General features: G+C 35.8%; 21 protein-coding genes and 3 pseudogenes. 18 read left to right on the top strand and 6 right to left on the bottom strand.

Annotated features, from left to right (window positions below; translation table 11 throughout):
- The 6 genes from AB5935_RS13010 (at nucleotide 1) to AB5935_RS12985 (ending at nucleotide 6022) form a co-directional block, all read left to right on the top strand.
- A complete protein-coding gene (locus tag AB5935_RS13010) occupies nucleotides 1-342 on the top strand; it encodes a hypothetical protein (RefSeq protein ID WP_004319367.1) in 342 nt (113 codons plus the stop codon).
- The gene (traM, locus tag AB5935_RS13005; RefSeq protein WP_005836154.1) at nucleotides 320-1570 is read left to right on the top strand and encodes a conjugative transposon protein TraM; all 1251 of its coding nucleotides are present in this window, start codon (nucleotides 320-322) and stop codon (nucleotides 1568-1570) included. The genes AB5935_RS13010 and traM overlap by 23 nt, the downstream gene beginning before the upstream one ends.
- A 54-nt stretch (nucleotides 1571-1624) precedes the next feature.
- The gene (traN, locus tag AB5935_RS13000) at nucleotides 1625-2470 is read left to right on the top strand and encodes a conjugative transposon protein TraN (protein WP_005836155.1); all 846 of its coding nucleotides are present in this window, start codon (nucleotides 1625-1627) and stop codon (nucleotides 2468-2470) included.
- Nucleotides 2460-3002: a hypothetical protein gene (locus AB5935_RS12995; protein WP_005836156.1), complete on the top strand. Its 543-nt coding sequence runs from the start codon at nucleotides 2460-2462 to the stop codon at nucleotides 3000-3002. Before traN ends, AB5935_RS12995 begins: the two co-directional genes overlap by 11 nt.
- Nucleotides 3003-3175: 173 nt before the next feature.
- The gene (locus tag AB5935_RS12990; RefSeq protein WP_372585261.1) at nucleotides 3176-3820 is read left to right on the top strand and encodes a DUF1566 domain-containing protein; all 645 of its coding nucleotides are present in this window, start codon (nucleotides 3176-3178) and stop codon (nucleotides 3818-3820) included.
- A gap of 18 nt (nucleotides 3821-3838) precedes the next feature.
- A complete protein-coding gene (locus tag AB5935_RS12985) occupies nucleotides 3839-6022 on the top strand; it encodes a type IV secretory system conjugative DNA transfer family protein (protein ID WP_005837669.1) in 2184 nt (727 codons plus the stop codon).
- A 176-nt stretch (nucleotides 6023-6198) separates the two neighbouring features.
- Here AB5935_RS12985 and AB5935_RS12980 read toward each other — a convergent pair whose 3' ends face one another.
- The 5 genes from AB5935_RS12980 to AB5935_RS12960 all read right to left on the bottom strand — a co-directional run bounded on the left by AB5935_RS12980 (nucleotide 6199) and on the right by AB5935_RS12960 (nucleotide 11280).
- Entirely contained in the window at nucleotides 6199-7065 is an 867-nt protein-coding gene (locus AB5935_RS12980) for a WG repeat-containing protein (RefSeq protein WP_005836159.1), read from the bottom strand.
- A 5-nt stretch (nucleotides 7066-7070) separates the two neighbouring features.
- A complete protein-coding gene (locus AB5935_RS12975) occupies nucleotides 7071-7616 on the bottom strand; it encodes a hypothetical protein (RefSeq protein WP_227225148.1) in 546 nt (181 codons plus the stop codon).
- Between the two features lie 204 nt (nucleotides 7617-7820).
- Nucleotides 7821-8225 carry a hypothetical protein gene (locus AB5935_RS12970; RefSeq protein WP_005836163.1) on the bottom strand — a complete coding sequence of 135 codons (405 nt, stop codon included), beginning with the start codon at nucleotides 8223-8225 and terminating at the stop codon, nucleotides 7821-7823.
- Nucleotides 8226-8235: 10 nt separating this feature from the next.
- On the bottom strand, nucleotides 8236-9909 hold the full coding sequence (locus AB5935_RS12965; RefSeq protein WP_005836165.1) for an MAC/perforin domain-containing protein: 1674 nt from the start codon (nucleotides 9907-9909) through the stop codon (nucleotides 8236-8238).
- Between the two features lie 12 nt (nucleotides 9910-9921).
- On the bottom strand, nucleotides 9922-11280 hold the full coding sequence (locus tag AB5935_RS12960; protein WP_227225147.1) for a hypothetical protein: 1359 nt from the start codon (nucleotides 11278-11280) through the stop codon (nucleotides 9922-9924).
- Nucleotides 11281-12082: 802 nt separating this feature from the next.
- Between AB5935_RS12960 and AB5935_RS12950 the strand changes: the two are divergent.
- From AB5935_RS12950 to AB5935_RS12935, 4 genes and pseudogenes are all read left to right on the top strand, one after another.
- Nucleotides 12083-13275 (top strand): annotated as a pseudogene (locus tag AB5935_RS12950) (transposase).
- Between the two features lie 600 nt (nucleotides 13276-13875).
- The gene (locus AB5935_RS12945) at nucleotides 13876-14397 is read left to right on the top strand and encodes a UpxY family transcription antiterminator (protein ID WP_080597356.1); all 522 of its coding nucleotides are present in this window, start codon (nucleotides 13876-13878) and stop codon (nucleotides 14395-14397) included.
- A gap of 290 nt (nucleotides 14398-14687) precedes the next feature.
- Nucleotides 14688-15449, top strand: coding sequence for an SDR family oxidoreductase (locus tag AB5935_RS12940; protein ID WP_005837665.1), 762 nt, complete (start codon nucleotides 14688-14690; stop codon nucleotides 15447-15449).
- Nucleotides 15450-15586: 137 nt separating this feature from the next.
- On the top strand, nucleotides 15587-18199 hold the full coding sequence (locus AB5935_RS12935) for a valine--tRNA ligase (protein ID WP_005837664.1): 2613 nt from the start codon (nucleotides 15587-15589) through the stop codon (nucleotides 18197-18199).
- A 45-nt stretch (nucleotides 18200-18244) separates the two neighbouring features.
- On the opposite strand, the pseudogene AB5935_RS12930 reads toward AB5935_RS12935, so the two are convergent.
- Nucleotides 18245-18643, bottom strand: a pseudogene (locus AB5935_RS12930) (transposase family protein).
- Nucleotides 18644-19125: 482 nt separating this feature from the next.
- Here AB5935_RS12930 and AB5935_RS12925 point away from each other — a divergent pair.
- The 8 genes and pseudogenes from AB5935_RS12925 to AB5935_RS12890 form a co-directional block, all read left to right on the top strand.
- The gene (locus AB5935_RS12925; protein WP_005837663.1) at nucleotides 19126-20373 is read left to right on the top strand and encodes a hypothetical protein; all 1248 of its coding nucleotides are present in this window, start codon (nucleotides 19126-19128) and stop codon (nucleotides 20371-20373) included.
- An 11-nt stretch (nucleotides 20374-20384) separates the two neighbouring features.
- Nucleotides 20385-21110 carry a gamma-glutamyl-gamma-aminobutyrate hydrolase family protein gene (locus AB5935_RS12920; protein ID WP_005837662.1) on the top strand — a complete coding sequence of 242 codons (726 nt, stop codon included), beginning with the start codon at nucleotides 20385-20387 and terminating at the stop codon, nucleotides 21108-21110.
- Nucleotides 21107-22327, top strand: coding sequence for a hypothetical protein (locus AB5935_RS12915; RefSeq protein ID WP_368327451.1), 1221 nt, complete (start codon nucleotides 21107-21109; stop codon nucleotides 22325-22327). The genes AB5935_RS12920 and AB5935_RS12915 overlap by 4 nt, the downstream gene beginning before the upstream one ends.
- A 1-nt stretch (nucleotide 22328) precedes the next feature.
- Entirely contained in the window at nucleotides 22329-23516 is a 1188-nt protein-coding gene (locus AB5935_RS12910; protein WP_005836173.1) for an aminotransferase class V-fold PLP-dependent enzyme, read from the top strand.
- A gap of 9 nt (nucleotides 23517-23525) precedes the next feature.
- Complete coding sequence (locus tag AB5935_RS12905; protein WP_005836176.1) at nucleotides 23526-24425, top strand: radical SAM/SPASM domain-containing protein; 900 nt, start codon at nucleotides 23526-23528, stop codon at nucleotides 24423-24425.
- A 21-nt stretch (nucleotides 24426-24446) separates the two neighbouring features.
- Nucleotides 24447-25412 (top strand): U32 family peptidase, encoded by a 966-nt coding sequence (locus tag AB5935_RS12900; RefSeq protein WP_005836178.1) that lies wholly within the window; start codon nucleotides 24447-24449, stop codon nucleotides 25410-25412.
- Nucleotides 25409-26332, top strand: coding sequence for a RimK family alpha-L-glutamate ligase (locus AB5935_RS12895; protein WP_008667086.1), 924 nt, complete (start codon nucleotides 25409-25411; stop codon nucleotides 26330-26332). The genes AB5935_RS12900 and AB5935_RS12895 overlap by 4 nt, the downstream gene beginning before the upstream one ends.
- Before the next feature lie 4 nt (nucleotides 26333-26336).
- A pseudogene (locus tag AB5935_RS12890) lies at nucleotides 26337-26564 on the top strand (flavin reductase family protein); the annotation flags it as partial.
- Between the last annotated feature and the right edge of the window lie 81 nt (nucleotides 26565-26645).

Here is a 26645-nt window from a genome sequence, read left to right as displayed (position 1 = left end):
ATGAGCTGGAAAAAAATGATTTTCGGCGAGAAGATGCCGGACAAGGACGATCCGAAGTATAAGGAACGGTATGAAAGAGAGGTGGCGGCAGGTCGTAAGGCTGCCCGGCTGCTGAGACTAGACAAGGCGGCAGGGGGCGTGCAACGCTTCGCCTGCAAGCACCCCAAGTGGTTTCTCGCCATTGTGTTCGGCATTGTGCTGACCTGTTTGGGACATAACATCTATCGTATGGTAGCAGTGTATCAAATCCACCGGACGGAGGAACGCATGACTGCCACGGAACACCAGGAACAATTATTGAAACAAAGACATAAGACGCATGATGATAACAGACAAGATTAATTTCAAACAGCCGAAGTACGTGCTGCCTGCCATACTCTACCCGTTGCTGCTGATTAGCGGTTATCTGATATTCGACATTTTCGACACGGAACCGGCAGAAACGGGAAATACGCTGCAAACCACGGAGTTCCTGAACCCGGAACTGCCCCAGGCACGTGTGGATAACAACGGAGGCATCGACGGCAAATATGAGAGCATGGTGAAATCATACGGCAGAATACAGGACTTTTCCGCCGTGGAGAACATAGAACGCAACAACAATAAAGATGACAAAGAAGCATACGAATCCAAATATACGGAAGACGACCTCGCCCTGCTCGACATGGAAGCGGACAAGCGGACGGAAGAACTGGAGCGGCTGCGTGAGATGCAGGAACGCTTGCGAAAAAGCGCCGAAAAAGGCGAGGCAATGAACAATGACACCGTTTCTCTACCCTTGCCCGACGAGGACGGGCGCATTGCCCGAAGCGAACAACGGCGCAAGGAAGCGTTGGCGGAACTGGACAAGGCTCTTGCCGAAGCGAGGTTGCAGGGTCGAAAAGGATTGGAACCTACACCGGATAATACTGACACATCCGTTTCCAGACCGATGACGACAGGAACGGTGACGGACAGAAATGTGGAAGTGAACGACAACATCGTGCATGAGATTGCCGATGATGCGGAGACCGGTCAGGTGGTGAAGAAAATCAAGACTTCCTCCGACTACTTTCACACCCTTGCGGAGAACGCGCCTGAACCCAAGCTGATAAAGGCAATCATTGACGAGAACATTAAGGCGGTGGACGGCTCACGGGTACGGCTCCGCCTGCTCGATGATGTGGAAATCAACGAGACAGTAGTGCCCAAAGGCTCGTACCTCTATGCTACGATGAGCGGCTTCGGCAACCAGCGTGTGAAAGGCAGCGTGAAAAGCATACTGGTGGACGATGAACTGGTGAAGGTAAGCCTGTCGCTCTATGATACGGACGGGCTGGAAGGGCTGTACGTGCCGGGCAGCACTTTCCGGGAGACGGCACAGGATGTGGCTTCCAACGCCATGAACAGCACGATGAACATCAATAACGGTACATCGGGAAACGCTTTCTCCCAATGGGGAATGCAGGCTATACAGAATGCCTACCAGCGAACGAGCAACGCTCTATCGAAGGCGGTGAAGAAAAACAAGGCCAAACTGAAGTACGGCACATTTGTGTATCTGGTAAATGGCAGGGAGAAAAGGAAATAGAAGCATAGCGGAAGCATATACAATGAATGATAATGTAATAAACAAGAAAATAGAATGAATGCACGAATTAAAATCTTGAGTCTGGTGGCCGAGGTATTGGCGGTTTGTCCGCTGGCGGCACAGACCACGTATGAGGAAATGGAGCAACTGACGGTGAATGAACAGGTGACAACGGTGATAACAGCTACCGAGCCGGTGCGCTTCGTGGATATTTCCACGGATAAGGTTGCCGGAGACCAGCCTATCAACAATACTATCCGGCTGAAACCCAAAGAGGCGGGACACGAAGACGGCGAGGTGCTTGCCATTGTGACCATCGTGACGGAACGCTACCGAACGCAATACGCACTGGTTTACACCACCCGGCTGCAAGAGGCGGTGACGGACAAGGAAATACACGCTGTAGAGACCACAGCTTACCATAACCCGGCGGTGTCGCTCTCCACAGAGGACATATACCGGTTTGCCCGTAGGGTATGGACTTCTCCGGCTAGATACCGGAACGTAAGCTGCAAACAACACCGTATGACCATGCGGCTGAACAACATTTATGCCGTGGGCGACTACTTTTTCATTGACTTTTCGATAGAGAACCGTACACGCATCCGCTTCGATATAGATGAGATGCGAGTGAAACTCGCTGACAAGAAGGTGTCGAAAGCTACCAATGCGCAGGTGATTGAGTTACAGCCGGAAATGATGTTGGAACAGGGTAAGTCGTTCCTGCACGGCTACCGTAACATCGTGGTGATACGGAAAATGACTTTCCCCAATGACAAGGTGCTGACCATAGAACTAAGCGAAAAGCAAATTTCGGGGCGCAATATCTCGCTGAACATCGACTATGAAGATGTGCTGAATGCGGACAACTTTAATGAAGTCTTACTTAATGAAGAATGAGGAATCAGGCATGAAGAATTTTTATTTGAACAAGATGTTTGTATTGGCGGTAATCCTGTTTACCACTTGTGTTCCGGGATTTGCGGACGACCATAGGGGGAGGTTGCAGATTGGCACCGGACTCCTGTATGAGCAAGGCATGGACTTGACGGTGGCTTACGAACATGAGACACGTTATCATAACGCTTGGGAGTATTTCGGGAACGTGTATCTGAAATGGGACGAATGCGCTTCGTGCGGTCACGTATGCCCGAAGTCGTTTTGGAGCAACTACAACACGTGGGGTTTGGGCGTAGCCTACAAGCCTTGCGTGACACGAGGACACAACCACCATGGCAACCTGCGCATAGGCGGTTCGCTCGGCTCTGACCGGCACAATGTGGTGGGCAGCGTACACGCCGGATATGAGCATAGTTACTCTTTGCGTAAGGGTTGGCAGGTATATTGGCAGGTGAAAAGCGACCTGATGATTGGTGGGAATGACTTGTTCCGCACAGGAGTGGTTATCGGGGTGAAATTGCCTATTAAATGAAAAAAATGCCGCTGAACTAATATACGACAAGAAGTAGAAATAACAATAGGGGTAAATAAGGATTATAGACAATGATAAATAAAACACAGGATATGAATGAAATGCAGACACGAATGGAACAAATGGCAAGGGTTATTCATAATAAGGTAGGGAAAGGCATGAGACTAGGAATAATGTTTTTGGGGATGATTCCGGCTACAGTATTGGGGTTAGTGGCGTGTGATGAACACCGGGATTTTCCGGACACCGGCATGAAGGTGGGCCATATCCTTTGTACGGACGGTAAGGTAATGAGCTATGAGGACTACAGCCTATCGGGAAAGGAGGCCATAGCCGTGGTGTTCCACCTGAACCGGGATGAAGCGATGGCAGGAAACGGATATGCGGTCTATCTGCACGACCTTGCGCCGGAAGCCTTTGCGGACAGCATCGGGATTGCACAAGGCACATCGGCTGACTTGGCGGCTTTGGACGGCAATGAGAATACGTTTGCCTTGTATGAAACGACGGAGACGTCCTCGCCGATAGCTGAGCAGGTTTTTGAATTATGGAAGTATGGGCAGAGTGCCTATGTGCCTTCGGTAGCGCAAATGCGCCTGCTGTATGCCAGCCGTGAGGCGGTGAATCCGTATATCGAGCAATGCGGCGGTATGCCTATCCCGGACAGTGCCAACGAGTGTTGGTACTGGACTTCGACCGAAGTGGCCGGACAGGAAACCGCCAAAGCATGGTTGTATTCGACCGGTAGCGGTACGATACAAGAAACTCCCAAATGGCAAGCACACAAAGTGCGTCCGATAATCACACTGAGTGAATAATCATCCAACCATATCACTATGGAAGAGAGCAAAGAGTTACAGGGAGTATATAAGATATTTCGCACAGCAATCTATGTATCCCTACTTATAGAGTTCTTTATGTATGCCATTGACCCGGAGGTACTGGACTACTGGAACGGAGTGGTATGCGATGTGCATAGCCGTATTAAAAGTTGGTTTCTTTACCATGACGGGCACTTGGTGTACAGTAAAATTGCCACGTTCGCATTAATATGTATCACCTGCGTTGGAACGAGAAACAAGAAACATCTGGAATTTAATGCACGTAAACAGGTGCTTTATCCATTGGTCAGCGGTATCGCACTGCTGATTGTTGCTGTATGGCTATTCAGCTTTATGATAGACTTTCGACTATATTCCCTTCGGTTGAACATTGTTTTATATATGGTGTCCTCAGTAATCGGAACCCTATTGGTACACGTGGCGTTGGACAATATATCGAAGTTCTTAAAGGAAGGGTTGCTGAAAGACCGATTCAATCTGGAGAATGAGAGCTTTGAGCAATGTATGGAACTGGTGGAAAACAAATACTCGGTAAATATCCCGATGCGGTTCTATTATAAAGGCAAGTTCCGCAAAGGCTGGTGCAACATCACCAATCCTTTTCGTGGCACATGGGTGGTCGGCACACCCGGTTCGGGAAAGACATTCTCAATTATCGAGCCGTTTATCCGTCAGCACTCGGCAAAGGGTTTTGCGATGGTGGTCTATGATTACAAATGGCCGACACTTGCCACAAAACTCTACTATCATTACCTTAAAAACCAACAGCTCGGCAATCTTCCCGAAGGCTGCAAATTCTCGGTGATCAATTTTGTGGATGTGGAATACTCCAGACGGGTAAACCCTATTCAGCAGAAGTATATCAATAATCTCGCAGCTGCTTCGGAGACGGCCGAGACCCTGTTGGAATCTCTGCAAAAGGGTAAGAAGGAAGGCGGTGGCGGTAGCGACCAGTTCTTCCAAACCTCGGCGGTAAACTTCTTGGCCGCTTGCATCTATTTTTTTGTAAACTATAAGAAAGAACCTTACGACAAGGAGGGGAACAAACTGTGTGCAGAAATGACGGAAGAACCACAGACCAAACGGCTGAAACCGACCGGAAGGGTGTTTGACGCACAAGGAAATGAGGTGGAACCCGCCTACTGGTTGGGCAAATATTCGGATATGCCGCATATTCTATCCTTCCTGAACGAGAGCTACCAAACCATTTTTGAGGTACTAGAAACAGACAATGAGGTGGCTCCGCTGTTGGGACCGTTTCAAACAGCCTTGAAAAACAAGGCAATGGAACAATTAGAGGGTATGATTGGTACACTACGTGTTTATACCTCCCGACTTGCCACCAAAGAAAGCTATTGGATATTCCACAAAGACGGTGATGATTTTGACTTAAAGGTAAGTGACCCGAAAAGCCCGAGTTATCTGCTGATAGCCAACGACCCGGAAATGGAAGGAATAATCGGCGCACTGAACGCATTGATATTAAACAGACTAGTAACGAGAGTGAATACCGGCCAAGGGAAAAATATCCCGGTGAGCATCATCGTGGATGAGCTGCCTACACTATACTTTCATAAAATAGACCGGCTGATAGGTACAGCACGAAGCAACAAAGTAAGTGTGGCTTTGGGCTTTCAAGAGCTTCCACAACTCGAAGCGGACTACGGCAAGGTGGGTATGCAGAAGATTATCACAACGGTGGGCAATGTAGTATCGGGCTCAGCACGTGCGAAAGAAACCTTGGAGTGGCTGAGTAATGACATTTTCGGCAAGGTGGTGCAATTGAAGAAAGGCGTGACGATAGACCGGGACAAGACAAGCATCAACCTGAACGAGAATATGGATAACCTTGTGCCTGCCAGTAAGATTTCCGATATGGCTACGGGTTGGATATGCGGACAGGTGGCACGCGACTTCACAAAAACAAAAATCGGAATGCGAGACCAGCTGAACATACAAGAAGCGGAGGAATTTAAGACCTCCAAATTCTTCTGCAAGACAGACTTCAATATGGTGACCATTCAGAAAGAGGAAGCGGCATATGTGCCATTGCCCAAGTTCTACACGTTCAAATCGAGGGATGTGAGGGAGCGTATCTTGTATGCCAATTTTATTCAAGTAAATAAAGATGTGAAAGATATGATTAACGAGATTTTTCAAAAGAAAAAAGCTATCTAAAGTTTTGTATTATCAAAAGTTTATTCAGAGAGAACGGATATTCTGTTATAGAAAGAACTTTTTGAAAAACTTTTGATAATACTGTTATAGATTTACTTTCTTTCTACTCATTTATGTTTATGCCATATTCCTTCATGTATTTCAGTAATAATTTTTGCGTACTTGTTTTTTTACATCTAATGATTTGATAGATTATTTATACTTAAAATGCTTCCGTTACTTGAAAAAGAATAGATTTTATTTTGTTGAAACATATAAACTATCCCATATTGCTGATATGGTATTATTGTTTTCTTTAAAACTGTTGTTGGTGCCATGTCAAATTGAGTATCTATAGTTTGATAATTGCTCTTGTAACATACATCATCATACATACACGGAATAACCTCCTTGCCTTTTTCGTCTATCATTCCCCACTTGCCTGATTTTTGGACAAATGTTATCTTTTCACGAAACGGATAAATTAAATCATATTGGCATTTTACAACTTCCTTACCTTTATTATTTATGCATCCCCATTTACCTTCTGATATCGCAAATGACTTCCCTACAGATCGAAGTTGCAGTCCGTTATTAACAATAGATAATTTTTTTTCAATCGGAAATATTATACAGTATACAGGAGTTATAGTATCCCCTTTTTGATTAATAAGCACTGTTGAACAAGGTGTTAAAATAGGCATTTTATCTTGGTCAGTACCTATCTTCGCCATTGCTAAGGATTTATGAAATCCATATTCTCCAAAACAACTCACCCAATCATACATCATAGAAATTATAATATTCCCATTTCTATCCATAAATCCCCATTTCCCATTCTTCTTAACGGCGGCCAAGTTATTGCAATATTGCCTACCATCTTGAAATTTTTGCATGAAAACCAATTGATCATATTTATCTGCATAGTATACAGGAAAAGAATCACAGTGCATACAACTACGATTCATAAAAGGATATTCCCTTGTAACAGTACAGGAAACTTGCAATATAAAGAAAGTTACCAACCAAAACGATGGTAACTTTCTTAAAAATGTAATAGTCATAACACTCACCAACCAATTATACTTTCAAATGTAGAAGCATCAGCCCAATTGATCGCAATCCAGCAATTTTGACTATGATTTACATCATTAGTTGTATAGTAATAACGCATTCCTACTGGGTTGGCTCTTTCTACATCATTCTCTTCATAAATAGGTTCTCCATGCAAAACCATCCCATTTCTCAATGAATAGAATTCTTTGCTCGTTACTGGAGTTCCATAAACTCCATATTTTCCGTTCTTTCCTATTACACCAACTTGAATAGAACGTACATGTATAGTTTTCCCATTTCTGTTGACAGTGAAACTTCCTGTGGAAATAGATGTTGTCGGATCGAAGCCTATGACATCTTCAAAATAAAAAAAAGAGGGTGCATCCAGAAATTTATTCATTAATGCAATCGCCTGACTTTCTGATATATTTCCTGTGAATCTAGGCTCAACAGAACGGGTTTGCAAATTTTGAGTCCCTAGCATTTCATCTAAGTCATTAGTACATGATACAATAGATATACCCACTAATAATACTAATAAAAATCTCATTTTTTTCATCTTTACATAATTTAAATTTAACATAAGTAGATTTTAATTTCACATTAATCCAATCGCAATATTTTTATTGCTCTAATTGTTTCAATCAAATATATGCCATAATGTCGTCTAATATATGCCATGAACCTACTCTATCAGCTTTTCGGTATCCGCTCCTTTGTACAGTGAGGTCTGTAGTGATTATCGTCGACTTATAATCATAACTCAATACTTTTTAGTAAGAATAACCTTGTATTCTTGTGGTAAATATGCTTGCAAAACGATTCTGTTTTTAGATTTTTCCATAATCGTCCAACTACCAACTAAAGCACTATTTTTAAAAATAATCTTTCGTCCATCAATCTGGTAATATACTGCATTTACGGTTGCCGGATCACCACTGCCTTCTCCATTGATATACATTCCTTCTACAGCTGAATTAAACTCTATGATACCATATTCCTTGTGTTCAACTTTTCCGTTCTCGGTATATCTATTGAGTTCAACATCCCAAGTTGTTTGTATTAATTCTTGAGGTGTAAGTGATATTACATCGTCCTTATCATCATTATCGCAACCAACAAAAAACAGACATAGACTTGTTACCACAAATAATAATATCCTTTTCATAATCATTATTTTATAATCCTATAATTCTATACGAATTTGCCAGAGTAGCCATTGAAATAGATTTTGTCGGCAACGACTCAACCCAACTACGTATTCCGTAATCATCTAAAATCCAGTCTCCATCCAAATCATCAGTATAATGTGAAAACGCTATCTTATTTTCAGTGTCATAGATGTATTGAATACCGGTACGCGGATTTGTATATGTGTACATATTAGCTTCGTTAACTTTGGGAAGATCTATACACAATGGATTGCCAATTTTAGGGTTTAAACGTGTAACAGAATTAGAACTGATACGCAATTCATAAAAATTCTGCTTTTGTGTTTTTATATTCAATGCTTTTTGACTGAACACTGTAGCATTCTCATTTTGTCTCAACTCAGCATCAGATGCTGTAGAAGCATTACCAGAGCGGAGTACTATTCTATCTCCTTGCCGTGTAAATAGCACAGCAACAACATCATATAATGCCTCATTTGAAGAACTGTATCTTTCAAATACACGCATTATTTCAATGTGAGGTTCGACAAAACTTGGATATTTTTCTAGAAGATTAGAAGTAGTAGCATCTAACCTCTTCTTAAAATTTTCTTCTATGACAAATGCTGACAAAGGATATAGCCCATTATCTGTAATATCAATAATGGTATGTTTCTTACTATCTGACAATGATGCCACCCAAGGAGCCAAATCAAAATTAATATTAACAAGATTTTCTGCACTATTCATGCTCAATCCTACAGGATCACCTCCGTAAATCCACATTTTTGTATATAATTGTTCCATGTTATACTCTGAAGATTCATAATTGAAGTTTCCTTTTCCAAATTGAAAGTCTCCGCTAACTGAGTTTTTTTTCCAAGAGAAAGAGGCATCTATACTTTTCTCCATTCCTGTTTCCTTAGAAGTACTACTACTACCATTGCGACTTAATCCTGTATAAAGAGCACAAGCTTTTCCTCCAGTAATATATCCTGTAAGTATGCACTCACCATACGTGTCTAATATATTTCCAAGAGTGGACGAATATAGATTTCTAAGAAATACAGGAGATAAACATTCACGAGCATAAAATTTACGTGCTCCATCTGATGCTTGAAGGTTAAAAGAAGAATTCTTCAACATCAAGTTCAGTTCTCCATATACAACTTTTTGTGATGATGTTAATTCTGATTTGAAAGTTTCTTCTGTTTTTTTCTTTCTTCCTAATTTAAATAGGCCCAAATTAAGTTGGAATCCAGAAGCCACTTTTTTAGTTTGCGATAACTTTGACTCATAACTATTATAATCAGAATAAGAAAAGCGTTCTGACATATACACCTGTAAAGAGCGTCCTGTTATATAGTCACTTCCATATTCTTTTACTTTCATCAAATCAATGACGGGCGATATAACATTTTCATAGTCACCCAAAATGGAATTTCCAATAGAATAGGAGTATCCCAAAAGCACATCTGAATTACCTATAATTCCTCCACTCTCATTTACAGCTCTTGTAGCTGTTTTATCCTCCAAAATCACAGGACGTGTACGAATTTCCTTAGGAAGTGCTGCGTTTCTTTCTTGTAGCACTACGACACCGTTATCATCTATTTCTGATTGCTCATAAAAAGATTCGTCATTCGTGCAACCTATTGCCATAAGGCACAATGACAATGCTGTAAAGTGTAATTTGTTCATATCAGTTATATATTATTTTGTTACATAAATTTTACGTTCAGGATCAAATGATAGAGAATAATTTAATTCCTCACCTGTTTCCAAATCAAAATAGTGAGGTTCATTAATTGGTTTGTTAAGTTCTGGATCGGCAACAGAATAACCTCTCCATGTTCCTCTTACTTTTATTTCACGGTCCCCGTATTTTGCAACAGCAACATAAGGGACATTAAGTATAAAAGTTTTAAACTTAGTAGTCAGTTGCAATAAACATCTCGGTTTCATTTCAATACTCGTAGAATATTCTACTGGAGCAGATAATTTTTGCGTAGCACTTGAATAAATAGCATCTTTAGACTCATCACCCATTAATACAGCTTTTCCTGCAATAGGTCTAGGACGTGGAAATTTAATGGATGACGGAGAAGAAATGTTAACTTTTAAAGTACCTGCCGTTTCATAGAAATTGGATGTTTCTTCTGCATTAAAATTTATTGTAAGATTTTCGTTTGTAGTATATTCATGTACGTTTGTCAAACTAGTTACCTTAGATATTACTGCGCCATTTGATATTGTTGCATTTTCCAAATCAAAGGTTACATTTTGCAAAGTAAATGAAGCTGTAGGAGTAATTAAAAACTCTTGTTGAGCGCGGTAATTTACTCTCTGGGCATATCCCAATTTATTGTTAGCTTTAGCCTCAAGTACGTGATAAAAAACAGACCAACTATTATTCGGATCAGATTGTCCTAAATATGATTCACTTTGAATAGAAAAGTACCCTTTATAAGTAGATGGTATAAGATCCCAACCTGCACTATATAATGACCCTGAATTATCTTTTGCTGTCATCAGAATCTTATCATCTGGAGCATTTGTGTAATAACCGACAGATAATGGTGTGTTTGAGGCACTAGAATATATCAAATATGGAATGCCAGATGTTGCCGGAAGAATTTTAAGATAAAACCGGCTTCCTAATGATGTCGATGAATTTCCCAATGTAACCTCTTTTCCTGCTCCATCACAGAAAAGATAAGAATTTGAAGTTGTAGAACCACTTGCGACAGTACGAACCTTAATCGTTACCGGAAGTTCTCGAATCGCATAGATGTTAGATGAAAAGAAATCATCTACAGTTGCATCAAGAGCTTGTACTTTCCGATTGTTAGAGTACATTTTCTCATAACGTGCCTTCAACTCTTTAAGTTCTTCTGTTTCTTCAAGAGACACAAGTTCTCCCAAATCAATCGTATCACTTAGGCATGACCGTGTCAAAGAGGCATTTTCTGGAACATTCTCAAAAGAATCTTTAGCGAATTCCTCCATTTCATTTGTACATGCTGCCGCGAAAGCAGCAACAAATAACAGCATTGAAATTTTACTTTTCATAATTATACTATTAAAATTAGACATAAGTTATCTGCATGTTTCACACTGAGTGCAAATATACAACTATTTTAATTAACAGTCTATACTGTTTGTTTTTAGAGTAAGCATTTAACATACATTAACAATACATAGCACTTACGGTAACTACTCAGGTATCTTAAATATCTTATTATCAATCGACTAAATCGTTGAGAAAAACTCATTTTGCAGGTTTTACCCTTAAAATGCTTAATATTATAAAATTATCACCATTGATAATCAGGTAATTAAGTTGATTTAGATACCTGAGTAGTTACGCACTTACGTAGCTAATCAGTCTACAAAAAAGGGGTACATTTATCTTTTTCTAATTGCTCAAGCATAGTCAGAGTGGCATTTATTTAGATTTTCGTTTTTCTTTCTTTGCTATTTCGTAAGTTCTCGACCCGATAAAATGCAGTCTAGCCAATAACTTTATCATCTAAAAACTTCTTGTTTTGCAGAAATTATAAGGCGATGGAAAAACACAACTATTATATATTCATTGTTAGTATCATGCTAGGCATTTCAAGTTAATCCCAGAGAATGGCTTACCGATATAATTGCTTGGTTACCATGATTACAAAAAGATAAGGGAAAAAACTAAAAAAGTTACCACCCAATTATTGGAAATAGAGAAGCCCCAAAGGAATCTAACAATACTTTAATGAAAAACATATCATAAACAGAGAATCGCTATAAACTTATCCAAGCAATTAAAGCAATTATAAATCATCGACTTATAAGGATTTAACAAAAAAATAAAGGGAATAACGACACAAGTATGACAGATTTGTTAAACGATATATACACAGACGGTTGCAAAACGAAAAAGTACCGTTTATCCGACTTCTTCAATCGGTAGTGGGACGAGTACACATAACACCCGACTGAGTACATCACCTTCGAACAGTATAAGGCGGTGAATGTTATCCGTGTGTGCCGTACAACTGCTTTGGGAATAGACATATATGCCAGCCCCGATTGTGGCGAGATATGGGAAATCAGTCATAGCTGCAAGAACCGCTTTTGTCCGTCATGTGGCTGGCGTGACACGCTGAAATGGGCGGCTCGTATGAAAGAAAAGATACTACGAGTGCCGCACCGCCATGTGGTGATGACCTTGTCACATATCCTATTGGACTTTGTGAGGCGTACTTCGGCAGATACGCTGAAAGACTGGATGATGCACAAGTTCGGGTTGAAAACCAGGGTGATTGCCGTACTGCATACCTATGGGGAAACAAAGCAGCTTCATGTACACACGCACATGATTATGTCATGGGGCGGCATCGACAACGGCAATAAGATAGTCGTTCCCGAACATGATTATGTGCATATCCCTCTATCCGCAAGGTGTTCCGTTACAAGTTTGAAAATGCGTTGATTAGATTGTTCGATACGGGTAGGCTGGAGTATGATTTCCACGACCTCATGGAGTTTATGGTTTATGGGCTTCATCAAAAAGGTGGAGAAGAAAAAGGACTGAATAGTGCATTTGGAACAGCCCTTACAGATGCCGGAGCAGGTGATACAATATGTAGGCAGGTATTCCAAGCGGGCGTGTCTGAGCGAGTACAAGATTACGGCAATGGACGGTGAGAACATTTCATTCCGATACCGTGATTACAAAAACTCACCCGACAGGAGAAACCCGGTTCAAAAGGAACTGACACTGCATTACCGTGAGTTCTTCCCCGGTTGTTGCGACACATTCCCCTGCGCTATTTCCGCATCGTGAGGTACTACGGCTTCTATTCCAACAAAGGCAACCTGCCGGAAGAATACTTCGGACGGGATGAAAGCGAAATAAAAGAAGCCGAGTTGCAACAGGCAGAAAGTGAATACGAAAATCTGTATTTCTGCGAGCATTGCGGACGGATGAGAGTTTACAGCCCCACTACAGTAACGAGTAGTGACATCACATATACGGTTGTACTGAAGCATTGCGACATACACCGGAAAAAAGCGGCATGACAGCAACATGGGATAGCTATGCCCTGCCGTGAACAGAAACAGTAAAATCCCATAAAATGGAAGAAAGGAGAACCAAAAAATGAATGAAATACGAATAAGAGCAGTAATAAGATGAACGGGTGCGGGCATGAGCTTCACACCTCTTTCTGTCGGAAACAGCAGTCAAAAATTGAAGTTCTATATAATATGAATAGAGCATGGCGGGTAAAACTGCCTTGAACAAGGAAAGATACCACCTAAACGGTGATCCTTTCCAGACATTAGATGCATATAGTGATTCTATGAATTTATACAGGTACTTTATCGGGAGCTTACTTTAAATCGACTATTTACCAACTCTAATTACAGTTTCGCGTAACCTTTATATAATAATTTATGCAAACTATTAGTATAATGACATGCACTAGTAGCCGTCGATTAATTCGAAAAGTATTAATTATTCTTAATACATAGAATTTATTCATCATTAAACAGTACGTATTGTTTATTTTTTGCTTTCTTTGCACTCCATAAAATTGTGTCTGATAGCCTAGTTGCTAACTGACCAACTTTTTTGTACCTATTTTATTATTGCGAAATGAAGGAAATTAAAAAGAAGAATTGGTATGTATTTTATACATCTCCAAGAGCAGAAAAAAAGTGAATGAATATTTACTTTCATTAGGCTATGAATCTTTTTTGCCACTCAAAAGCGAATTTAAGATTTGGAGAAATAGACAACGTAAACTTATCAAGTCACCTCTCTTCCCAAGCTATATTTTTGTTTTAGCTACGCGTAATGATATTTTTGACATAAACAGGATTTATGGTATTTGTTACTGTGTTACTTGTGCCGGAGTTCCTGCTGTAATTTCAGGCAATGATATAATGTCATTAAAAATAATGCAAGAGATGGATGTGGAAATATTGAGAAACAATGAATTTAGCTCTGGAGATAAAATTCGCATTATAGATGGACCGTTATGTGGTTATGAAGGGATATTAATTGAAATAAAAGGTAAGAAAAAGTTTGGTGTAAGTATTAGCTGTGTAAATCTTACAGCTGTAGTTGATTTGAATACCTCAAAAATGGAAAAATGTGATATATCTAATAATTTTAGAGAAGTGATTATATTTAAATGATCGACCAGTCAAAGAGTGGGTTCTACTTAAATAATTACAAGTGTAGAGTAAAACCACAGACTTACTGTTTGATAAAGAACATGTATTTACAATACTCTAAAATGGAAATTAAAAATATAAAGATTCTGTGTATCTAGGACAAGTCTGAATAAGATTTCTAAGTTGCTATTGAAGAAATAAATAACACTTTTTATAGCAGCTATATAAAAAATAATCGTGCACACTCACATAAAACTTATTCATTCTTATGTGTTGGATACTTAACAAATTAAATAGGAGGTGAACTAATTATGACACGTAATTTATTTGAAGGAAAAAATGTTTTAGTTGTTGGTGGCAATAGCGGAATAGGATTAGCTGCTGCCAAAGCTTTTTCCCAAGAAGGAGCTAACCTTATTATAACTGGAAGAAATGTTGAAACCTTAACATCTAAAGCAGATGAAATTGGAGGCAGAACATCAGCCTATCAATGTGATGTTACTGATATGGAACAAATCAAAGATTTAGTTGTGAAAGTTGAACTAGAGTTTGGCTATATTGATGTACTATTTATTAGTGCCGGCCAATACTCTTCTGGTTCAATCAATTCAGTCACAGAAGAGAACTGGGACTGGCTCATGGATACAAATTTGAAAGGAATGTTTTTTACAATACAGGGTATGCTTCCATTAATGGGTAATCCAAGTTCTATTGTACTAATGGGGTCGATTGCAGGACGTTTAGCAGTAGCAGAGTCACCAGTTTATGCAGCAAGCAAAGCTGGAGTTCGTTCTTTAGCACGTTCATTAGCTGCAGATTTTGTTACAAAAGGAATTCGAGTGAATGTTGTTAGTCCTGGCCCGACTGACACACCTGCTTATAGAAAATTGAAAGGCGAAGGTAACACACTTCAGCAAGTGGAGTGGGAAAAAAAATTAAGCACTATACCGATGAATCGACTAGGAACACCTGAAGAAGTGGCTAAAGCAGTATTGTTTCTGGCCAGTTCAGACTCTAGTTTTACAACCGGAGCAGAAATTCTAGTGGATGGTGGCGAAGTTTATTTAAGCTAAAGAGACATGGTTAGTATCGTGTATATTCACTATGGTTCTTCTGCTTATTTATAATCAAAGATTATCGACAGAAAATAATCATATTTTGATTAATTGACTTATAATAAAGAGCAAATATTTTATCAAAATAAATAGTTATGAATGACAACAATTATAATCCAAATGAAATTGAATCAAAATGGTATAAAAAATGGGAATGCTCAGGCGTATTTGATTCTATTCCTAACAAACAAAAAGCTTTCACTATAACCATGCCTCCTCCGAATGTAACAGGCGTATTGCATATGGGACATATTTTGAATAATACAATTCAAGATGCATTTATAAGATATGCTAGAATGAAAAATTATAATGCCTGTTGGCTTCCAGGAATGGATCATGCATCAATTGCAACAGAAAATAAAGTTGTTAGTGCATTACAAAAAAAGGGAATAGAGAAAAATGATCTTTCAAGAACAGAATTTCTGAAGTACGTATGGGATTGGAAAGAAAAACATGGAGGGATAATTTTAAAACAATTAAGATATTTGGGAGCATCATGTGATTGGAAAAGAACTAAATTCACAATGGATAATGATATGTCCGAATCAGTAATTGACATATTTATTGATCTCTATAAGAAAGGTGTAATATATCGTGGTGTTCGGATGGTTAATTGGGATTCAAAAGCTCAAACTGCTCTTTCTGATGAAGAAGTTATATACAAAGAAACTGAATCTACGTTGTACTATATTAGATACTTAATTGAAGGAAGTAACCAGTTTTTAGAAATTGCTACAAGTAGACCTGAAACTCTTTTAGGGGATTCTGCTGTATGCGTTAATCCTAATGATCAGAGATACATCCATTTAAGAAATAAATATGTAATAACACCTATTATAGGACGCAAAATACCAATAATATTTGATGATTATGTTGATTCAGAGTTTGGTTCTGGAGTACTCAAAATAACACCTGCACATGATATTAATGATTATTGCATAGGCCTAAAATATAATCTTGACATTATCAATATTCTTAACAATGATGGGACCGTAAATGAACTTGGTGGGAAATTCCAAGGGCAAGATCGTTTTGAATGCAGGGCTAATATTTTGAAAGAATTAAGGGAGTTAGGATTATTAGTTAAAGAAGTTCCATATATTAATAATATAGGATATTCTGAAAGAACAAACTCCATAATAGAGCCTAAATTATCAACACAATGGTTTTGTAAAATGAATGAATTAGCAAAACCTGCAATTAATGTTGTAACAAATAATCAGATCAAGTTTTATCCAGATAAATACAAAAATATATATTTACATTGGATGAACAATATTAAAGATTGGTGTATTTCTCGGCAATTATGGTGGGGACAAAGAATACCAGCTTACTATATTGATAACGGAGAATATGTAGTTGCCAAAGATATAGAGGAAGCTTATATCATATTCAAACAAAAATATCCAGATTTAAGCATTACTGATTTAAAGCAAGACGAAGATGTTTTGGATACATGGTTTTCTTCTTGGTTATGGCCCATATCGTCATTTGGTGGAATTCATGATAAGAATAATGAAGAATTGAAATATTACTATCCAATTAATGTTTTAGTAACGGCACCTGATATTATCTTTTTTTGGGTAGCACGAATGATTATGTTTGGATTATATTGGAAAAATGAAATACCTTTTGAAAAAGTTTGCTTTACAGGTCTTGTCAGAGATAAGTCTAAAAGAAAAATGTCTAAATCTTTGGGTAATTCACCGGACCCGATTGATTTAATAAATAAATATGGAGCAGACGGAGTACGTGTAGGAATGCTTTTGTGTGCACCTGCAGGTACCGATATAATCTTTGACGAACAGCAATGTTTGCAAGGACGAAATTTTGTAAATAAATTGTGGAATGCTTATAAATTGATTAATAGTTGGACCGTTGATAACAACTTGCAACAGCCTACTTACTCTCAGCAAGCAATAGAATGGTTTACTAATCTCATTTCTTATACTCAATTAGAAATAGAACATAATATAGAAAATTGTCGGATGTCAGATGCTTTGCATAATGTTTATGAGTTGATATGGGATAATTTCTGTCCATATTATTTAGAGATAATAAAGCCTGTTGATTCTAAAAAGATTGATAAAACAACAATGGAATCAACAAATATAATATTTTCGGCAATATTAAAATTTGCACATCTTTTTATCCCATTTGTGACAGAAGAAATATGGGCTAGAATGAAATATAATAGTTCTGGTTTGCTAGCCACATCAAAATGGGATTGTAATCCGATATATGATAAATATATAATTGATCAATCCGAGCAATTAAAATGCATAATTTCAAAAATAAGAAAGTTCAGGACAGATTATAAGATTTCTCACAAAGAATCTTTAAAGTTGATTATTAGATCAAATCAGCGTACATTCAAAATTGACATAATAAAAAAGATGTGCAATTTATCACTTGTTGAATATACTGATGAATTAGTGGAAAATTCATATTCATTTATAGAATATTCAAGTGAATTTTTTATTACAGGATATATAAATCGCCAAAATGAAAATCTTTTAGATAATATAATAGACAGAATTGAATATTTCAAAGGATTTATAAGTAAAATAGAAGAAAAGCTTAAAAATGATTCTTTCATTAACAAAGCTCCTGAAAGTATAATAAAAAGAGAAAAACAAAAATTAGAAGATTCAAAGTCTCAATTACTATTACTTCAAGAAAAAATGAGAACTATTACAAATGAGTGATAAATAGAACGAATAATGTTAGCATTACAATAGACATTATATAGATTAAATTGTTATATGGCTCATTTTGTGAGTTATTCTAAAGTTGTGTAATCCACAAGCAATAAGAATTACCATATCTTCGAAACCGAATTTATGGCATCTGAATCGTTCTTTAACAATACGACATTTTTTCATACCACCTATGGCATGTTCCACTTTAATCCTGATTCCGGAAATTCGCCTATTCTCTTGCTTTTCAGCAGTTATAAGTTCTTTTCCCTTAGGTTTTTTTGGGGCATGCACACTTCAATGACCTTCGTATGTGGAGCTAAGCCACACAATCCGAAGGTTTCCGATACAAAGCAGGTTGTTCTTTATGCTATGAGTTTTTTTACCACTATAACATGCTGACTGCCTGTCTTCGTCCGTAGGACTCTGAATGGTTCTCTCTGTTCCATCCAACAGAACATCCTCACATCTTTGAAGAATGTGTATCAGTCATTTGGAGTTACGGTCGGGCAATTCACCAAGTGTCTTCAATGTATGGCGGAGAATTTCTGAAAGAAGGTGAATCCACCTATTGGCTTAAGGCCGGGTCATTTCAAACTGGAAGGCATGGAGTTTCTGAAGAGGATTGGTCTTCAGGTATACTTAATATAAAGAACATCTAATCTTGAACCAAAGGCGATACACTGGTCTTCCTGTTGTAAGAAAAATACGTTGACACACTTTACCCTCCAGAGTAAAATAGCGCAATTTCATCCCAATGGTACTTGAAAGTTATTAGCAAGGCATCAAACTCAACAGGGGGTAACCCTGTCGTAGCAGCACTTGGTTATGACGGTGGCGAATCTTGTCGTAATACATCAATTGAACTTTTTAGACCACAAAGATAGGAAAAGAACGCTTTAATCATTTATTCGATATAAATTCTAATTATAAAAATGAAAATAGGTGTAGAACTTGAATTTTTTATTTGTCATAAGAGCGATGAAACTTTCTATATGCCCGATATTATATCCAGATATTTGAAATATAATAGTGGATTCATTTCGATGCAGAAAGATAGCAACGGAATATGTATAAAAGCAAAAAATGAATTAGGTGTAACAATATCATTCGAATTTACATATAGTATTATAGAATTTTCAATAGACCCTCAATATGATATTCTAAGCTTGCATTCCATAATCAATACTGCTATATATGATTTTTCATTATTCATCGATCATTATGAATTAATGTTAATTTCTCATGGCATAGCTCCTTTTAATATACAATTTAAATATGTGAATAATCCGTATTACAAATTAATTAGAGAATTTCACGGAAACGATAATATAGCAAAGATATGTTCGTCTCAATCACATATAGACTATAAAGACGAAGATCTAATTAAAATAATTAATACATATAATAAGTGTAATTGGATTAATGCTCTTTTATTCTCAAACAGTCCACATATAGTAAATAGCAATAAAACGATATTATGTTACAGGGACTATATTTGGAAATTTAGTAGTCATGGGAGAGATAGTAATAATATATTAATATCGAAAGAATTTAATGATATTGAAGATTTGAACGCTTTCAATAATTCAAAATTAATATTTATGGTGTATAGAGAGTCAAAGCCTATATTATTATCTCAAATTCCTTTTAATCAATATGTAACATTGAAACAGGTAAAGGGATTACAATTTGATGAAGATTGTATAAGTGAAACATGGATACACCCTTCGGTTGATGATTATAAATATCTACGTTCATATCAAAATGTTGCAATTACTAATCGTAGAACTATTGAAATTAGAAGTGATTGTCAGCAGCCATTTAATAGATTGATTTACCCTGCAGTGTTTAACTTTGGCTTAAAACAGGCTGTTAATGAAGTCTCTAGCTATCTGAATAATATTAATTTTAATTTTTTTCAGCTGAGAGATGATGTTGTACAGAACGGATTTGACACGAAAATTGTGGAAAGCAAAAAATGGTTAACGGGAATATCAATAAATATTTTGTATATTATCAAAGAAAAGTATCGTTCTCGTGGATTTGGTGAAGAAAAGTATGTTGATGTTTTAATAAATCAGATGATTGAAGAAATCAATCCAGCCATAGAATATTTAAGCATTAAGAACAAGAAGGAATATTTTATGGCAGAGTGGAGAGATTTTTTAAAATCCAAATAAGATTTTGAAAAATGAAAAAAAGAAAAATTGTAGGAATTTGTTCATCTGTTGGGAACAAAGCTAAGGCAACGAATAACACTTATCCTATTATATTCATAAATAGGATCTTTATTGAAATATCTCATAGTTACAATCTCATTCCAATTATCTTATCACCTACTGTAGATATAAGTGAAATTGAACAGATGGCAAATATGATTGATTTTCTAATCCTGACTGGAGGAGAAGATATTCATCCACAATTTTACAATGAGGTAATAAATTATGACTATTATGAATATAATGCATGTAATCCAACTTTAGAACGTGATTATTTTGAAATCCAATTATATAGTATAAGCAAATCATTAGGAAAGTCTATACTTGGCATTTGTAGAGGAATGCAAATAATAAATATATCAGAAGGAGGGACTTTATGTCAAAACATAGATACATATTTAGAACATTCAATTAGGAAAGATGGATGGATTCCATATCATAGTATAAAGATTAAAAAAAATACAATTCTTCATCAATTATTAGATATAGAAGAATATACGGTCTCTTCTACGCATCATCAATGTATAAAAAAGTTGGGAATGAATATTGTAGCGAGTGCTTATTCAGCAGATGGTATTGTGGAAGCTATTGAACTATGTAGCGATAAACAAAAAATTATTGGTTTTCAAGGGCATATTGAAAATATATTAACAAATTACACCGAGTATAACAAAATTATTAAATATATACTATCATGATAGAAAAAATAAGAAAATCAATCAAGGATATTGAATTCTATAATAGTATTAATGATTTATTTATTAATAATAGCTTAAATAAATTAGTAATTATTGATAAATCTATGATCATGAAAAGTTTCCCTAACAAATGGATGTCTAACAAAATAAAAGAGGCATTTATGTGTGAAAACTATGAAAGCACATATACTTCTGGCTCAACTAGTGAAAGAATGCAAATAGTTAGACCGAAAGATTGGTGGAAAGGAGAATACAAGAGAACGGCCAATTATAATAAATATCTTATGCAAAAAGAAATAAATAATTGGAAAAAAGCTATACTTACTACTGCAATATGTTCAAATATGGCTTGTTATTTGGAGACACCTTCTTACGAGGAAAGAATTATACATAATACCTTATTCTTAAATATTCATCCAGATCCTAATACATGGAAGAAAACTGATATTGAAAGAATATGTTATGAAATAGAGTTATTTAAGCCTCTTTATATTGATGTTGATCCAATCTATTTATCTATATTGCTAAATAAAATATCAGATTATGGGATTAACTTTCAGTATACGCCTCAGGCTATCTCTTTATCATATGAGTACTGTACAAAAAATATACGTAAATTTATCGAGTCACATATTAAGTGCCCAATATTCAATCTTTATGGTTCAACTGAAATTGGATATATCCTATGTGAATGTGAGTGTGGACAAATGCATTTATGCGATGATTTAATTCAAGTTGAATTAATTCCATTCAAAAATCGAACAGACTTGTTCAGTTTGATAGTAACCTCGTTAAGAAACCCTTTTATGCCATTTGTGAATTATAAAACAGGGGATATTGTAAAAGCAACGAGCAGTAACAATAAATGCGAATGTGGATTAAGAACGCCAACTAACATTCAATGGGTCATGGGTAGAGAGAAAGATATAATAACTTTTGGAGAAACAGTGATGACTTATGGTGATCTTGACGAGATTGTATATTCATTATCTAATAATTTGATATTTGTCTACCAATTATTGTTAGAAGAAAAAAATGGTAACCTCATATTTAGATATACAACATTTAATAAAAAGGATATCCCTCAAATACATCGGAGAGATTTTAAAGCTAAAATAAATGAATATTTCGGTACAAATATTTCTGTTAACTTTATATTCGAACAATCCATTAGACCTGAGATCTCAGGAAAATTTGCCATTATAAAAACAATATAAAATGAAATCACATTTTCCTATAATCAATTATTTTGAAAAAAAACATATAATATATGCAGATAGTGCTGCAACAACATTAAAACTGAAGACTGTTATTGACTCTGTCTCCAATTTTTATTCATTTGAAACATCAAATGTGTTTAGGGGACTACATCTACTTGCAGAAACCGCTACTGAGAAAGTTGAAATGTCAAGAGATATAGTAGCAGCTTTTATAGGTGCAAATTCATCAGAAATAGTATTTACCAGTGGGGCGACAGAAAGTATTAATATTGTAGCAAATGGTATTGAATATGAAGATGATTCAGAAATAATTGTTTCTATATTAGAGCATCATTCAAATTATTTACCTTGGATTGAGAAGGCTAAAGTTATTAGTCTGGAAATAGACGAATATGGGTATATTGATATAGAACAACTAAGAGATAATATAACATGCAAGACCAAGCTTATTGCAGTAACTTATATTTCAAATGTGACAGGTAATATTCAACCTATAAAGAATATAATTGATATTGCACATCAAAATGGCATAAATGTATTAGTTGATGCTACTCAAGCTATTAGTCACATACCAATTGATGTAAAAGAAATAGATTGTGACTATTTAGTTTTCTCATCACATAAGATTTTCGGTCCATCAGGAGTTGGTGTATTATATTGTAAAGATTCATTGTTAGATAAGTTGAATATTTTAAAATTCGGAGGTGGAATGGTAAATAGAATTTATAGTAATCGGAATATTATATATAAAGATCCTCCTTATAGTTTTGAAGCAGGAACTCCTAATATAGAAGGTATTATTGGACTTGGTGCTTCACTCGATTTTTTTAGAAATAATAGATTAGCCATCTATAATCACCTAAGGGCCCTAAATGCGTATATAGTTGATAAGTTTAGACAATTTGATTTTGTAAAATTTCCATTTGTTTTATCAAAAGAACATATTCCTATCTTTTCAATACTACCTCATAATACTATTCTAAATAGTTTGGAAGTTGCAAAAATATTGGCGACAAATTATGATATAGTAATTAATCACGGGTATCAATGTTCGCAGCCATTATATCGAAAATTTCACATTGATGGTGGTGCTATACGCTTTTCATTTCATGTATATAACACGAAAGAGGATGTTGATTATATATTCGAGTCTTTATCTAACATATTAATATCAACTAAAATGTAATAATATCTTATGAGAAAAATTCTATTAAACCTTGAAATTTCTACAAAGTGTAGAGCTGCATGTTCTATGTGTCCAAGAAAACATGTTCCTAAAAATAAATTTATAGATGATGATTTGGTAAATATCATATCAAAAGAACTGGATGATACTTTTTGGGAAATTGATTTATCAGGAAGAGGAGAACCAACTTTACATCCAAAATTTCATGAACTGTCTCGTATTATAAAAAATAATTCAAACACCCAATTAGCAGTAGTAACAACTGCTGATAATTTGACTGATAAAGTGAATGATACTTTTAGAGAATATATTGATGTAATTAGACTTTCTGTAAGTTCTTACGATGAGAAAATATTCAAGAAAGTACATTGTGGATTGAATTATAATAAAATATGGGACAATATAAAACGACTGGGTAACGAACATGCGTATAAAACTGTTATACATTTGACTGGAGGAAGTGTAATTTATGAAGGATTAGAGATTACAGTAGAAAAACTGCGGGAGATTGGCTTTAGAGAATTTAGATTGTTTCCGCTATGGAATAGAGCGGGAGATAATGAAGTAAAAGCCAAAGAAGAGGAATTTAGACATGATATAATAGAAAAATTAGGTTTAAGATCTTCAGAATCAGAATATGATGGTGGTAATAGTAGCGATTATATTAATGATTATAAAAGAAATAAGCTTACTAATCCTAAGTATTGTATTGTAGGTGATAGCAGTCTATTTATTACTTATAACGGTGACATATTAGGTTGTTTTCAAGATTTCTCCGGAAAGTGTATTGTGGCTAATATTCGCAATAGTAATCTCAAGGATATAATTAAGCATAAGAAAGACAAAGTTGGCAGATATGAATTTTGTTCAAATTGCAATTCGAATATTGCTATATTAAATATTGATTAACAAATAAAAAAAAATAAAATTATGAATTATCAATTATCAGTGGGTTTCAACGGGAAAAAAGATACTCTGTTGAAAATTATCAATTCTTCGAATAAAGTAGGTGATGTCTATACAGGAGGTCTTAGTGGAAAAATCTATGGTGGGCGTTTTCAATATGAAGATTCTTATGAGAAGATTAAAGAGAATATTGAAATATGCCATAAACATGGAATAACTCTTTCGATTACTTTAAATAGCCCAAGTGGAGTTCCAGAAAAAAGTGATAAAATTTGGTGGGATGACATTGCAAATTACCTTTGCGAATTAGAAAGTATTGGAGTTGATAAAGTCATTTGCTCGCATCCTTTTCTGATTTCTCTGGCAAAAGAGAAAACTAATTTAATTGTAGTAGCTTCAACTATTGCTGAAATATCTAATGTGAGATCAGCTTTGTATTATGAGGAATTAGGAGCCGATATTATAGTACCTTCAGTGAGTATAAATCACGACTTGAAGGAATTAATTTTAATGAAGGATAATTTACAGCATGCCACATTAAAAATACTTGTAAATGAGGTTTGCCTAGGAAATTGTCCTTATAGACGGTTTCATCATGCTCATTTATCAAAGGCAAACCATAGAAATTATGATATAGACTATACATCTTCATGCACTAAAAAATATCTGGATAATCCTTACTTGTTTTTAACTAACAACGTGATTCGCCCCGAAGATTTAAAACTTTATGAAGGCATATGTGACAATTTCAAATTGGTTGGTCGCACAATTGAGGATGATATTCTTGTTAATATGATAAAAGCTTACGGAAATGAATATTATGATGGTAATCTCTTAGATATATTGGATAATCGATTTCAGAGAGTTATCAATATCCCCAATAATAAGCTCAATGAATTAATTTATAAAAAAATGAAATGCGACAAAAATTGCGCTAAATGCGGATATTGTAAAGATTTGTACACTACAATTCAAAATGAATTCGTATGAAAAAAGTAGGGTTGTGGATGTATAAAAATGATGGTGGTGATATCATTCAAGAACGTTTAAAATCAAAACTGATAAAAAACAACATTTTTGTACTGAATGATTTTGATTTACGAGATTGCTACATAGTAAATGATAAAATACTAACAAGTAATGGATATGACTTAACCAAATTAGATTGTTTGTATTACATGAATGCAGATGAACAATCGGAACATCAGCTGGAGATATTAAATGCACTTAGCATTAGTGGAGTTAAACTAATTAACCCCTATAATTCGCACATAAATGCTAGAGATAAATTTGTATCAAATTTCATCTTAAGAAAAAATAACATATCCGTACCCCGTGCTTCGTTGATTCCTTATAAAGATAACGACAAAATCAAGGTGATATTCGATTTATTTAAAACTGTGATTTTAAAACCTCGTAATAGACATGGGGGAAAAGGTATCCAGAAGTTTACTAGTTATGAAACATTCAAAGATTTTCAAGAGTTTGTAAATGGATATGTCGATAATTTTTATTTTGAAGAATTTATTGATTTTGGAGACCATGATTATCGAATTGAGATATTTAACGGAAATGTTATCGGAACTTATGCTAGAGAAAAAACTCATACTTTCAAAACAAATATCTCATCTGGAGGAATAATGAGGCCATGTTCTGTATCTAATGAACAAATTAGTTTAGCCCAAAAAGCAGTTGAATCCTTGAAGATAACAACGTCAATTGTAGATATTGTTACAGACAGGAATAAGCGAAATTATATTTTGGAAGTGAATCCTATTATGGGGATATTCGTTGAAGCTGGCATGAAATATAGTGATAAATCAATAATAAAAAATCCCGATTTATCATATTCAAATGACGAATTGAAACTTAATGTATTGGTTAATTATATAAAACAAATAATCGAATAATATTATGACAAAAGGTAACTTGAATAATTTGGATAAAAGCTTTGTGCAAAATCTTAGTAATAATTGGGCACTTGTTACGTCAGGCGCATCGGACAATTATAATATGATGACAGTAAATTGGGGTGGCATAGGTTTTCTATGGAATAAACCTGTTTTGTTTATCTTTATACGGCCTGAACGTTATACTTTTGAATTTATTGAGAAGTATGATTATTTTTCTTTGTCTTTTTTAAAAGCCTTAATTCCGCAACACTATTATAAATTAAACTTTTTAAGTACCTGAGCAACAAAAAGTTGCTCAGGATTTTGCCAT

Source organism: Phocaeicola sp. RTP21198st1_B8_RTP21198_201120 (assembly GCF_040929485.1).
Lineage (GTDB): Bacteria > Bacteroidota > Bacteroidia > Bacteroidales > Bacteroidaceae > Phocaeicola > Phocaeicola dorei.
This window is presented reverse-complemented; position numbering and strand designations above follow the sequence as displayed.